10 protein-coding genes and 1 pseudogene are annotated in these 12,008 nt (G+C 72.1%); 4 read left to right on the top strand and 7 right to left on the bottom strand.

Features of this window, described 5'->3' with window-relative positions; translation table 11 throughout:
- Positions 1 to 714: 714 nt before the first annotated feature.
- Positions 715 to 1,068, bottom strand: a complete 354-nt coding sequence (locus ACIBJG_RS36560) for a DUF6204 family protein (RefSeq protein WP_399314363.1) — start codon at positions 1,066 to 1,068, stop codon at positions 715 to 717.
- Between the two features lie 152 nt (positions 1,069 to 1,220).
- Here ACIBJG_RS36560 and ACIBJG_RS36555 point away from each other — a divergent pair.
- A pseudogene (locus ACIBJG_RS36555) lies at positions 1,221 to 1,565 on the top strand (arginase family protein); the annotation flags it as partial.
- A 96-nt stretch (positions 1,566 to 1,661) separates the two neighbouring features.
- A complete protein-coding gene (locus ACIBJG_RS36550) occupies positions 1,662 to 3,641 on the top strand; it encodes a DUF5107 domain-containing protein (RefSeq protein WP_399314358.1) in 1,980 nt (659 codons plus the stop codon).
- A gap of 15 nt (positions 3,642 to 3,656) precedes the next feature.
- Here the strand turns inward: ACIBJG_RS36550 and ACIBJG_RS36545 are convergent, their stop codons facing one another.
- From ACIBJG_RS36545 to ACIBJG_RS36535, 3 genes are all read right to left on the bottom strand, one after another.
- On the bottom strand, positions 3,657 to 4,010 hold the full coding sequence (locus ACIBJG_RS36545; protein ID WP_399314356.1) for a VOC family protein: 354 nt from the start codon (positions 4,008 to 4,010) through the stop codon (positions 3,657 to 3,659).
- Between the two features lie 120 nt (positions 4,011 to 4,130).
- Complete coding sequence (locus ACIBJG_RS36540; protein WP_399314355.1) at positions 4,131 to 4,940, bottom strand: methyltransferase domain-containing protein; 810 nt, start codon at positions 4,938 to 4,940, stop codon at positions 4,131 to 4,133.
- Positions 4,941 to 5,183: 243 nt separating this feature from the next.
- Positions 5,184 to 6,689, bottom strand: coding sequence for a bifunctional phosphatase PAP2/diacylglycerol kinase family protein (locus tag ACIBJG_RS36535; protein ID WP_399314352.1), 1,506 nt, complete (start codon positions 6,687 to 6,689; stop codon positions 5,184 to 5,186).
- 250 nt (positions 6,690 to 6,939) lie between these two features.
- Between ACIBJG_RS36535 and ACIBJG_RS36530 the strand changes: the two genes are divergently transcribed.
- Positions 6,940 to 7,713 carry an IclR family transcriptional regulator gene (locus ACIBJG_RS36530; protein ID WP_399314350.1) on the top strand — a complete coding sequence of 258 codons (774 nt, stop codon included), beginning with the start codon at positions 6,940 to 6,942 and terminating at the stop codon, positions 7,711 to 7,713.
- Complete coding sequence (locus tag ACIBJG_RS36525) at positions 7,710 to 8,561, top strand: SMP-30/gluconolactonase/LRE family protein (RefSeq protein ID WP_399314348.1); 852 nt, start codon at positions 7,710 to 7,712, stop codon at positions 8,559 to 8,561. The genes ACIBJG_RS36530 and ACIBJG_RS36525 overlap by 4 nt, the downstream gene beginning before the upstream one ends.
- Before the next feature lie 45 nt (positions 8,562 to 8,606).
- On the opposite strand, the gene ACIBJG_RS36520 is transcribed toward ACIBJG_RS36525, so the two are convergent.
- The 3 genes from ACIBJG_RS36520 to ACIBJG_RS36510 form a co-directional block, all read right to left on the bottom strand.
- Positions 8,607 to 9,590 (bottom strand): hypothetical protein, encoded by a 984-nt coding sequence (locus ACIBJG_RS36520; protein WP_399314346.1) that lies wholly within the window; start codon positions 9,588 to 9,590, stop codon positions 8,607 to 8,609.
- A gap of 99 nt (positions 9,591 to 9,689) precedes the next feature.
- On the bottom strand, positions 9,690 to 10,718 hold the full coding sequence (locus ACIBJG_RS36515; RefSeq protein WP_399314345.1) for a zinc-binding dehydrogenase: 1,029 nt from the start codon (positions 10,716 to 10,718) through the stop codon (positions 9,690 to 9,692).
- Positions 10,715 to 11,869 carry a mandelate racemase/muconate lactonizing enzyme family protein gene (locus tag ACIBJG_RS36510; protein WP_399314344.1) on the bottom strand — a complete coding sequence of 385 codons (1,155 nt, stop codon included), beginning with the start codon at positions 11,867 to 11,869 and terminating at the stop codon, positions 10,715 to 10,717. The genes ACIBJG_RS36515 and ACIBJG_RS36510 overlap by 4 nt, the downstream gene beginning before the upstream one ends.
- Between the last annotated feature and the right edge of the window lie 139 nt (positions 11,870 to 12,008).

Raw genomic sequence — 12,008 nt, 5'->3', positions numbered from 1 at the left:
GATCGACAGTTGACAGTTCCTCATCCATTTCCCCATCAGGAGCGGGCATGAGCGCAATCGACCCAAAGCCTATTACCGCAGCCTTGCAAAGCAGCTGACCGGCAGAAGGTGGCGGGGGATCTCGGTTACGGATTTCGCTCCGGAAGAGTCCGAATCCGTGCAACCCGGAGCAGTAGGAGAAATCTGCCGACTTCATCATCACTGAGATATTGCCAGCTGCATGCACCCATAGCGGGTGGTGGTGGGGACCTCGTGTACGGGGCGTGGTCCCCAGGCAACCTGTGACGGCACCAGCCTGGGGACCGCGACGGATGCCAGCAATGGGGGACGAGCCCGTGACATCTACGATCACTCTGGCTCGCCAGGAAGGACAGAGAAGGCACCGGCGCGCCGATCCTGCGTGTCTCACCCCCCCCGGCTGTCCGAACTGCCGATCTGCGCCGCATGACGTGGCGGCCTTGCTGTCCTCGCGCTACCGGTCCGTTCGGGTGCTACGACCTCGCAACGGCCGAACGCCCAGGGGTAGTTCGGCGGTGTCTCGGCAGCGGAAGACGTCCCGGACCGCACTCGCCCGGCTGAGCCAGGGACTCTTCAGGGACCTTCGGCTCTGGCAGAGGGACTTTCGCGGGACGATCCGGCGTGCAAACCGGTAAGCCCGTGACAGAGCTGAAAGTAGGAAATCTCCCGGTCGGAGGTGCCGTCGCCGGCCCGCGGTCACCCTGTCCCCGGCCCCCGCCGCCCCTTGAAGTTGATCTTCATGGTGTCCATGTCCGTCGCGGTGGACCGCAGTTCGCCGTGCCCGTGACCGGCCTTCCGCAGCGCCGTCTCCGCGCGGTCCTCGGCGATCGCGGCAGCCATCTCCTCGCCGTCAGCGGCGTCCGACACCACCACGTACCGGAAGCTGAAGTGCTTGAGCACGCGGTCGTAGGTCAGCGAGCCCTCCTCGCTGAACTGCATCCCGGCCAGGCCGTGCTGCTCCACCTCGGCGAGCAGGCGCTCGCGGGCCGGGTCCGTGAGCCCCTCCCACGTGCCGCGCACGATCACTCGGTACGTGTGCTGCGTGCCCATCGCGTCCCGCCGTTCCTGTCGCATTCCGCATTCCGCAAACCGATCGAGGAGCAAGCCTACGGCGCGGAGGATGAGGCGCATACGGAATATCGTCGTGCTCGACGCCCCCTCCGACCTGGGGCTCCGGCCCCCGGTCCCGTGCCGGCTGCTACAAGCTCGCCGGGCTGAAGATCCCGGTGGCGACCGTCGGGGAGATCCGCGAGCAGGGTGCCGCCGAGCCGGCGGGCGCGATCGTGCAGAGCCTGGAGAGCCCGGTGCTCGACGGCTTCTGGGTGCAACTGGACGCCGATGTGCTCGATCCGTCGGTCATGCCCGCCGTCGACAGCCCCGACGGCGGCGGACCGTCCCCCGGCGAACTGGGCCCCTGCGGTGGATCCTGGTCCGCTCGCCCCTGCGTCGGCCTCGACGTCACGGTCTACGACCCCGATCACGACCCGGACGGCACGTCGGGCGCGCTGCTCACCGACCTGGTGGTCGCGGCTTTTGCCGAAGTCTGACGGCCGATCCCCTGGCCCGGGCGGCGTCCAGCGTGTTCCATGGTCATCGGGGGGCGCCCGGACCTGCGGCGGCCCGCGCGAGGGAGCGAGGTTGCCTTGGCCACCACCGTACGACGCACTGTACTGACCCTGCCCGTGGCGGCGACGGGACCGGAGAACCCGTTGCCCGCCCTGCGGCCCCTCGACGAGATGCATGTCGTCGAGGACCGGGACCGGGCGGGGCTGCCCCGCGACATGGCCCGTCAGCTCGGCCATGAACCTCTCGCCACCGTCCTTCCGGTACGGATCCTCGACGGTTACGGACGTGATCGCACGGCCACGGACCTCGACGCGATCGTCATCGAGAACGACCGGCTGCGGGCCACTGTGCTCCCCGGACTCGGCGGGCGCATCCACTCCCTCTTCCACAAGCCGACCGGCCGCGACCTCGTCTACACCAACCCCGTGCTACAGCCCGCCGACTTCGCGCTCAACGGCGCCTGGTTCTCCGGTGGCATCGAGTGGAACATCGGCGCGACGGGGCACACCACCCTGTCCTGCGCCCCGGTGCACGCCGCCCGTGTCCCGGCGCCCGACGGTGGCGAGATGGTCCGGCTGTGGGAGTGGGAGCGGCTGCGCGACCTGCCGTTCCAGGTCGATCTGTGGCTGCCGGAGGACTCCGACTTCCTTCATGTCGGCGTACGGATACGCAACCCGCACGAACACCCCGCACCCGTCTACTGGTGGTCCAACATCGCCGTCCCGGAGGGCGAACGCACCCGGGTGCTGGCGCCCGCCGACGAGGCCTGGCACTTCGGCTACGAACGGACGCTGACCCGGGTCCCGATGCCCGAGACCGGGGGAGTCGACCGTACGTACCCGCTGCGCAGCGACTTCCCCGCCGACTACTTCTACGAGGTGCCCGACGGAGCCCGCCGGTGGATCGCCTCCCTCGACGAGCACGGCCGCGGACTCGTCCAGACCTCCACCGACCTGCTGCGCGGCCGCAAGCTCTTCCTCTGGGGCAGCGGGCCCGGTGGCCGGCGCTGGCAGGAATGGCTCACCGAACCCGGCACGGTCGGCTACGCCGAGATCCAGGCCGGACTCGCCCGCACCCAGCTGGAGCACGTGCCGCTGGAGCCCGGCGGCGAGTTCAGCTGGCTGGAATCGTACGGGCCGCTGGCCACGGACCCCGTCACCGTGCACGGCGGCGACTGGGCGGCGGCCCGCGCCGAGGCCGAGCACCGGCTCGCCGAGGCGCTGCCGCGCGCCGATGTGGACGCCGCGTACGAGGCATGGCGCCGCTGCGCCGACACGGAGCCCGGCGAGATCCTCGCCACCGGATCGGGCTGGGGCGCGCTCGAAGTACGGCGTGCCGGGTACAAGCTGCCCGGCACTCCGTTCGCGGAGTCCACGCTCGGCGAACAGCAGGAACCCTGGCTCGAACTGCTGGAACAGGGCGCCTTCCCCGCACCGCGCCGCGTCACCCCGCCCGGGCCCACCCTCGTCTCCCCGCACTGGCGCGACATGCTGGAGACGGCCTCCGCCGAGCCGCTCACCGAGTACCACCTCGGCGTCGCCCAGTGGCACACCGACGACCGTGCGCAGGCGGTCCGCAGCTGGGAGCGCGGACTGGCCCTCGCCCCGTCCCGCTGGCCCCTGCTGCGCTGCCTCGCCGTCGCCGCCCAGGAGAGCGGTCAGCGGGACCGGGCGGCGGACCATTACGCCGAGGCGTTCGACGACCTGTGCGCCGAGCGCCGCGACGACGGCGAGGCATGGGCGGCGGCCACGGCGGCCCTCGGCAGGGAGACGGTCGAGGCGCTGCTGACGGCGGGCCGCACCACCGCGGCGCGCGCGGTCTGGGACGGTCTGCTCCCGGGGATCCGCTCCCGGGGCCGCTTCCGTCTCCTGGAGGCGCGCCTCCTGCTCGCGGAGGGCGAACGAGCGGCTGCCCGCGCCCTGTTCGACGAAGGCTTCGAGGTCGCCGATCTGCGCGAGGGTGCGGAGATCCTGGACGAGGTGTGGGCCGAACTCACCGAACGCACCGGTGAGCCGCTGCCGGACGCGTACAACTTCCGGATGCGGCCGCGGGCGTGATGCACGGGGCAGGCCTCAGACCGGCCGGTTGCGGTCGACGTACTCGAAGACCGAGCCGTCCGGATGCATGGCGATCAGGTTACGGCCGACCGGGGTGGGCACCGGGCCCGCGATGACGCGGGCGCCGACCCGGGTCAGGGAGGTGTGGGCCTCGTCCACGTCCTTCACGGCGATCGTCGCGGTCACCTTGCGCAGGATCTCCAGCTCGGACTCGGGGCCGCTCATCAGCAGGAAGCAGCTGATGGCGGCGACGGACACCCCGCCGCGTTCGAAGCGCAGCGCCGAACTCGCCGTGAGGTCCTCGTAGAAGGCCACCGCGGCCTCCAGGTCGTCGACGCAGATACGCAGCGTGGTTCCCAGGATTTCCATGCCGAACAGGGTAGTTGGCCGGTCAGCGCCGTGTGATCGATTCGGTGGACGGGGAGCGGAGGGCAGGGGTGGGGCGGTCCGGGGGCCGGTTCTTCCGGCCGGGCCCCCGGACCCGTGAGATCAGGCCCGGCAGAGGATCTCGCCGTGCGGGACCATGAACCAGCCGTCGCCCTGTCCGCCCCAGGTGCGCCAGGCCTCGGCGATCGCGGTGAGCTCCTCGGGCGTGGCGTGGCCGCCGTCGACCGCCAGCTTCGCGTAGACCGAGCCGACGGTACGGTCCGCCCACAGGCTGCTCCACCAGTCCCTGCTCTGCGGGGTGGCGAAACACCAGGAGGCGGCCGTCGGGGTGATGTCGGTGAAGCCCGCCTCGCGCGCCCAGGAGAGCAGCCGGCGGCCCGCGTCCGGCTCGCCGCCGTTGGCCCGCGCCACCCGGCGGTACAGCTGCAGCCAGCCGTCCATGACCGGCGACTCGGGGAACCAGCTCATGGCCGCGTAGTCGCTGTCGCGGGCCGCGACGATTCCACCGGGGCGGCAGACGCGTCGCATCTCGCGCAGTGCCTGGACGGGGTCGCCGACGTGCTGGAGCACCTGGTGAGCGTGGACCACGTCGAACGAGGCGTCGGGGAATTCCAGTGCGTGGACGTCGGCGACGGCGAACTCGACGTTGTCCAGGTCGCGTTCGGATGCGGCGTCGGCTGCCTGGCCGAGGATCTCCTGGGTGGTGTCGACGGCCGTCACCCGGCCCGGGGCGACCAGCGTGGCCAGGTCCGCGGTGATCGTGCCCGGCCCGCATCCGACGTCCAGCACGCTCATCCCGGAACGGAGTTCGCCGACGAGGTAGGCCGCCGAGTTGGCGGCGGTTCGCCAGCGGTGCGAGCGCAGTACCGACTCGTGGTGGCCGTGGGTGTAGACGGCGGTCTCCTTCGGCATGACCGTGCATCCTCTCTCGAACGCGAACCGCGAAACGCGGGCCGCAAAGCGCTGATCGGTACGGCCACCGTATGCCCTGATGCCGAATAATGAGATGGGCATCTTGCGATGTGGACGCTCAGTGGCCGCTCGGCGTGGGGTGCGGGCTCATGCGGAAGGGCGGCCGACTCGGCGTCGGCCGCCCTTCGTTCATCCGGCCCAGGCCGGCCCCGGGACGGTCCGAGGTGGCGGACCGTCAGTGCGTCAGACCGGCCTCGGGCAGTAGACCGTCAGCGCCTCGGTCAGCTTGTCGATCATCAAGTCGCCCTGGCTGTGTGCCACTTCGCCGTCGTATGCGTACGGGGTGCCCGGCTTCAGGCCGGAGATGCGGATGCGCCGGCGCCGCTCCGCCGCATGGATGGGGGATCGGGTCAGCGGACCGGCCACTGCGGCCGCCAGCAGCCTCAGTCCGGGGGTCCGGCCCCCGTGCACGACGCGTACGTCCAGTAGGCCATCGGCGAGATTGTGCCGTCGGCCGGGCGCCGGGCCGACCCGCTGGAACAGGCCGTTGCCGACGAACAGCAGCCACAAGGGCCGTCTGCGGCCCTCCAGTTCGGCCTCCAGCGGGCGTTGGCCCCGCAGCGCTTCCAGCGCCGCGAGGACACCGGCCGGCCAGCCGCCGATCCGCGGGGACCAGCGCTCGCGGGTCCGTACCAGTTCGGGATAGACGCCCAGGCTGAAGGCGTTGAGGAAGTAGCCGTGGGCGCCGCCGGGTCCGTCCGGTCCGGGCCGGAAGCGGCCCAGGTCCACCCGGACGGCGCTTCCCGTGCCGAGCGCGGCGCTGACGTCGGACACGGTCTCGATGCCCAGGTCGTACGCGAAGTGGTTCAGCGTCCCGCCGGGGAACACGGCGAGCGGCAGGCCGTGCACGGCGGCGACCGCCGCCGCCTGGTTGACCGTGCCGTCGCCGCCGCACACACCCAGCGCGCGGCCTCGGCCGGCCGCCTTCTCCAGTTCGGCCGCGAGTTCCGCCGGGGGGCACTCCACGACTTCCGCGTTCGGCAGCGCGTCCCGGACCAGCGACGCCGTGGCCGTCGCCGTCCCCGACTCCTGGTTGACGACGACCACCAGGTCCTGGCCGTCCGGCAGCGCGGGCGCGTCGGCGGGCGGACGGCCCGGCGCGGGCAACTGCCCCCGGGTCGGCACGATGCCGCGCAGGGCGAACGCCGCCCCTATGCCGAGCGCGGCACCGGCCAGCACATCGCTCGGGTAATGCACGCCGGTGTAGACGCGGGAGGCGGCCACCGACAGGGCGACGGGCGCGACGGCGGCCCCCCAGCCCTTCGACTCCAGCGCCACCCCGGTGGCGAACGCGGCAGCCGACGCGGCGTGCCCCGAGGGGAAGGACGTGGTGACCGGCTGACGCTTCAGCTGCCGTATCACCGGTACGGCGTCCAGTATCGGCCGCTCCCGGCGGACCGCCCCCTTGCCGACCGTGTTGATCGCGGCCGAGGCCACCGCCAGCGACGCGATCCCACGCAGTGCGGCGCGCCGGGCCCGGGCGCTGCCCCCGAAAGCGGCGATGCCCGCTGCGGCACCGACCCACAGCAGCCCGTGATTGGCGCTGCGGCTGAGGCGCGGCAGCACGGGCCCGGCGGCCGGCCAGTGCCGCTGGGCCAGGTTCTGGAACACGGCCAGGTCGCTCCGGTGCAGAACGCCCCGCAGTCCGGCGGGTCTCGGCAGAGGTGAAGGGAAGCTCGGTGAAGACATGGAACAGCGAATACCCTGCTCGCTCCCGCCGAACCGGCAGGCGCGCCCGAACCCGGCACGCGGGCGCCCGTGCGGCAGCGCGGTCTCCTCGTCATATGCGCAGATACCAGGGTGAAAGTGACACGTTTTGCCAGGTATCGGGTGCCGCACGTCACCCCGTCATTGCCCCGGCAAGTGCGCCACGCTTAGCCTGTGTTCGTGATGCCGGTCACTGGCCGGAATGTCGAACACGAGAGGGTGGTGCACGACCATGGGGCGACTCGTCCCCGCGGTGACCCGGGCGCTGGACGTACTCGAACTCTTCCTCCACGGCGACGGTACGCTCTCCGCGCCCGAGGTGACCCGCAAGCTCCAGCTCCCGCGCACCACCGTCCATGAACTGCTGACCACGCTCGCCGCCCGCTCGTACCTGGTCACGATCCCCGACCAGCCCGGCCGCTACCGCCTCGGTGTCCGCACCTACCAGCTCGGCAGCCGGTACGCCGAGCAGCTCGATCTCGCCGCCGAGGGGCAGCAGGTGGCCCGGCAGGTCGCGGAGACCTGCGACGAGACCGTCCACGTGGCGATCCTGGAGGGGACCGATGTCATCTACATCGCCAAGGTGGACTCCACCCACGCGGTCCGGATGGTGTCGGCGGCCGGCCGCAAGCTGCCCGCCCACTGCACGTCGGTCGGCAAGATGCTGCTCGCGGCCCTTCCCGCCCGGGAGCTCGACGCCCGCCTCGACGGGCTCGAACTGACCGGGATGACCCCCGACAGCATCACCGACGAAGAAGAGCTGCGAGCGGCGCTCGCCGCCGTACGGGAACGAGGTATCGCGGTGGAGCACCGCGAGTCCAACCCCGATGTGAGCTGTGTCGCCGCACCCGTACGGGACCGGTCCGGCCGGGTCGTCGCCGCGCTCTCCGTCTCCGTCCCGATGATCCGCTGGAGCGAGGAGCGCGAGGCGGAACTGGCCGCACTCGCGGCCGAGGGCGCCGACGCCCTCTCCGGCCGCCTCGGACACCACCGGAGGGAACTGTGAGCCGCCCGCACCTCGACATCGCCGTACGGGAGCACGCCGCACTCGGGGAGGGGCCGACCTGGGACCCCGTCGCCGAGCGGCTGATCTGGGTCGACATCCTCTCCGCCCGGATCCACACCTACGACCCCGCCGACGGCCGGCGGACCGTCATGGCCACCGAACAGCACGTCGGCGCGGCCAAGCCGCGAGTCGGCGGCGGCCTCGTCGTCAACCTGCGTGACGGCATCGGGCTCTACGACGCGGACGGCGCCTTCCGCTGGCTCGTCCACGACGCCGAGCCGGGACGGCGCGGGAACGACGCCGCGGTGGCGCCGGACGGGGCACTCTGGGCGGGCACCATGCGCTACGACGAGTCGGAGGTCGGCGGCAGTCTCACCCGTGTCGCACCCGACGGCACGGCCACCCGGGTGCTGCCGCTGGTGGCCTGCAGCAACGGCACCGGGTGGAGCCCCGACGGCCGGCTGATGTACTACAACGACACGCCGACCCGCCGGATCGACGTGTTCGACGTGGACGGTGAACAGGTCACCGGCCGCCGTCCGTTCGCCACCCTGGAGGAGGGTGCGGGCTACCCCGACGGTCTCACGGTCGACGCGGAGGGGGCCGTCTGGGTCGCGTTGTGGGACGGCGCCGCGGTGCGCCGCTACACGGCCGACGGCAGGCTGGACCGCGTCGTCGAACTGCCGGTGCGGCGGCCCACGGCCTGCGCCTTCGGCGGCCGGGACCTGCGCGACCTGTACATCTCCACCGCCCGCACCGGTCTCGACGCACCGCACCCGCTCTCGGGTTCGCTGCTGGTCCTGCCGGACGCCGGCCGGGGCCTGCCCGGTACGGCCTTCGCGGGCTGAGCGGCAGTCGGGCGGGTCCGGGCCATGGACCCGCCCGGCTCCGGTTCACCGCGCCGGGAAGCGCCGCAGAGTGCCCGGAAGGCGGGAGCCCAGCGGCGACATGTTCCCGTCGGCGCCGTGCCGGGCCAGCAGATCCAGGACCAGCCGGCCGCGCCGGACCCGCTCGCGCGCCGTCTCCAGGGCGAGATCGCGCAGATGGGCGCCGTACGGGTAGATGCCCGGCGCCTTGGACAGGCCGAACTTGAGGTAGAGCGGGGCGCCGCGCCGGATCAGCTCGGCCGCCTCGTACATCCGCACATAGCCGCCGAGGTCGTCCGGGGCCTCGATGTACAGGTCCATCGGAGCGGCCGACGCCCGCCGGATCTCGGTGAAGTGAGCGAGCGTCAGGTCTGACGGAATGTTGACGGAGTCCGCCCCGAGCTGCTCGTACACGGCGAACGAGGCGGGGTTCACCGGACCGACCAGGGCCGACACCTTGAACATCGTGTCGGCGGGCAGCACGCCCTGTTCGCGCAGCCGGTGCAGGGTCCAGAGCACCCCCTCGTCCGCCACCAGCAGGCACTTCACGCCCAGCGCGGAGGCCCGCAGGGCGTCCTCCACGCACCCGGCCAGGGCGTCGTGGCCGCGGGCGCGCAGCCCGGCGCCGCCCGAATCGGTTCGGAACGAGGCCCCGGTGTCCCAGCTGCCGCGCGGACCGGTGAACAGACAGAGCTCGATGCCGCGTTCGGCGCAGCCCTCGACCATGTCGGTGATCTCGGTGTCACTGAGCATCCAGACGCCGCTGCCCTGGCTGATCCGGTGGACGGGGACATCGAGCCGCGCACTCTCCTTCAGTACGACGGACAGTGCTTCGGGGCCCTCCACGGACGGGATCTCGGTCCGCCACGTGCCGCCGTCGGGAAAGGCGTGCGGGGACGCGTCGGCCGGGACTGCCGCGGGCGCGCCGAGCCCGAGCGCGGTGAGCGCGGGCTCGCCAGGGCGGCGGACGCCGGTACGGGATCCGGACGGGGCGGAGGATACGGAGGTCATGAGCGACCTTTCGTGTTCGGTGGGTCGGACGAGGTTCGGGTAAAGGGGCGGCGGGCGGGACAGGACCGCGAGCCCGGCGTGATCCGGACGGGACAGCCCTCAGGGGCGCATCAGCACCTTGCCCGTCCCCGCGCCGCCGCCCCCGACCAGCGCCACGGCCTCCGCGAACCGCTCCAGCGGGAACTCGTGGGTGATCAGCGCCGCCGGATCGAGCAGCCCCGCGGTGAACGCCCGTACCGCGTACGACCAGGACGCGGAGGACGCCCCGAAGACGCTGCGCACCGTGAGCTGGCTCAGCGACAGGTGCACGGGGTCGATGCCGACCGCCCCCGGCGCGAACATCCCCGTGAGCACGACCCGGCCGCCGCGCCGCGCGAGCAGGCAGGCATCGGCCGCGGTGGTCGCGGCCCCGGCGGTCTCCACCACCAGGTCGTACCGGCCGTGCACCTCGGCGGCCTCCTTGGGAGCCAGGGCCTCGCCCGCCCCGAACAGCAGTGCCTGGCGGGCTCGTTCGTCCCGCGGGTCGATCACCGTCAGCTCCCCGGGAGACACCGCGGCGAGCAACTGGACCGCGAGCAGCCCGAGCGTTCCGGCGCCCACGACCGCGACCCGCTCGCCCGGCTCCGGTGACCCGGCCCGCACGGCTGCGGCAACCACGGCCGCGGGCTCCAGGAGCGCGGCGGCGCGCAGGTCCGCGTCGTCGGCCAGCGGGTGCAACAGTCGTGCGGGCAGCACGACATGGTCGGCGAAGGCCCCGGGCCGGGTGAAGCCCGTCTCGTCGTACCCCGAGGTGCACAGCGAGGTCTCACCACTGCGGCACCGCTCGCAGCTCCCGCAGGAACGGAACCCCTCGGCGACCGTGCGCCGGCCGGTCAGGGCGGGATCGACGCCGGCACCCACGGCCTCGACGGTGCCCGACCACTCGTGACCGGGCACCACGGGGTAGCGCACGTAACCCGGGTCGCGATGGCCGTCGTACACCTCACGGTCGCTCATGCAGATCCCGGCCGCGGCCACCCGCACCCGGACCTCTCCCGGGCCGGGCTCCGGAACCGGCCCGTCCGTCAGCCGGTGCTCGCCCGGCCGGTCGATCGTGATCGCCCGCGAGCGGGCGGGTCCGTCGCTCACTTGGGCTGCCTCTTCTCCCAGCCGTCGGCCCACAGGTCGAACCGGGCCTGCTGCTGCGGGAATTCGGCGGCCGCGTCCACATCGAGCTCGACACCGAGACCGGGGGCGTCGGAGAGCTCGAAGCAGCCGGTCTCCGGGTCGACCTGCGGGGCGCCGCGTACGACCTTCTTGATGTCGGCGTCCGCGAAGTCGTTGAAGTGCTCGAGGATCTTGAAGTTGGGAGTGCAGCCCGCCACCTGGAGGCTGGCCGCCGTCAGCACCGAACCACCGACGTTGTGCGGGGCGATCAGCGTGTAGTGGGTCTCGGCGGTCGCGGCGAGCTTCCGGGTCTCCAGGATGCCGCCGATGTGGCCGACGTCCGGCTGGATGATGTCGGCGGCCTGCGACTCGAAGAGCTCGCGGAACTCGATGCGGTCGTGGATGCGTTCACCCGTCGCGATCGGCACGTCGACCTTGCCCGCCACCTTCGCGAGCGCCTTGAGGTTCTCCGGCGGCACCGGCTCCTCCAGCCAGGCGGGCCGGAACGGGGCCATCTCGTGGGCGATCCGCACCGCGGTCGAGGGGCTGAAACGGCCGTGCATCTCCAGCATCAGCTCGGTGTCCGGGCCGATGGCATCCCGGACCGCCTCGATGAGCGAAACCGAGTACCGGGTCTCCTCCTGGCCCAGCTCGAAGTGACCCGTCCCGAACGGGTCGATCTTCAGTGCCCGGTAGCCGCGCGCGACGACCACCGACGCGGCCTTGTGATACGCCTCCGGGGTCCGCTCGGTGGTGTACCAGCCGTTGGCGTACGCCTTGACGCGGTCGGTGACCTTCCCGCCCAGCAGCTGCCAGACCGGGACGCCGAGCGCCTTGCCCTTGATGTCCCAGCAGGCCATCTCGACACAGGCGATGCCGGACATCACGATCTCACCGGCCCGCCCGTAGTCGCCGTACTTCATCCGGCGTACCAGGTCCTCGACGGCGAACGGGTCCGAACCGGAGATGTGGTTGGCCTCCGCCTCGCGCAGATAGCCGATGAGCGCGTCGGTGCGGCCGAGCATCCGGGTCTCGCCCACGCCGGTCAGGCCCTCGTCGGTATGGACCTGCACATAGGTGAGGTTGCGCCAGGGTGTTCCGACCACATGTGTGCTGATTCCGGTGATACGCACGGGAGTCGCCCCTCGACTTGTTCGATATTTCGGCACTCGTTCGAAATCCTGGCGTGACCGTAATAACGCGGCGGGGCGAGTGTCAATGGGGCCGTCGCGGTGCGGTGCGGTTCCCGAAGCAGCCGGGCGCCCGTGTCGA

This window comes from Streptomyces sp. NPDC050422, from assembly GCF_044458665.1.
GTDB lineage: Bacteria > Actinomycetota > Actinomycetes > Streptomycetales > Streptomycetaceae > Streptomyces.
This window is presented reverse-complemented; position numbering and strand designations above follow the sequence as displayed.